The sequence below is a fragment of the Acidovorax sp. KNOB132 genome (assembly GCF_057541515.1).
Genome location: NZ_BAAJYT010000645.1, coordinates 1 through 618 on the forward strand (window position 1 = coordinate 1; position 618 = coordinate 618).

The 618-nt window shown below is 73.9% G+C and carries 1 protein-coding gene; it reads left to right on the forward strand.

Annotated elements, in window-relative coordinates:
• The coding region (locus tag AC27IO_RS25190) for a D-alanyl-D-alanine carboxypeptidase/D-alanyl-D-alanine-endopeptidase (RefSeq protein ID WP_498741342.1) at window positions 1-618 on the forward strand (618 nt) is incomplete at both ends.

Sequence of the window (618 nt, forward strand, 5' to 3'; positions counted from 1 at the left end):
CGAGGCCGCCGCCCTGCCGCCCGCAGTCGAGGCCGCCCTGCAGCGCGCCAAGCTGCCGCGCGAGGCCCTGTCGGTGGTGGTGGTGGATGCGGAGGGCCGGCAGGCGCCCCGGCTCGCCTACCGCGCGCAGGTGCCGGTCAATCCCGCCTCGGTCATGAAGCTGGTCACTACCTATGCCGCGCTGGACCAACTGGGGCCGGCCTTCACCTGGGACACGCCGGTGTACCTGGACGCCCGCCCCCGGTCGGGCAGCCTGCAGGGCAACGTGTACATCAAGGGGCAGGGCGACCCCAAGCTCGTGGTGGAGCGCCTGTGGCTGCTGATGCGGCGCCTGCAGGCGCAGGGCATCCAGGTGATCGTCGGCGACATCGTGCTGGACCGCAGCGCCTTCGACGTGCCCGACCACGATGCCGCGCGCTTCGACGGCGAGCCCCTGCGCCCCTACAACGCCGCGCCGGACGCGCTGCTGGTCAACTACAAGTCGATCGCCATGACCTTCGTGCCCGATGGCCCGGCCGCGCTGGCGCGCGTGCAGTACGAGCCCCCGCTGGCCGGCGTGCAATGGCCCGCCACCGTGCCGCTCGCGGCGGCGGGCGCGGAGTGCGGCGACTGGCGCAC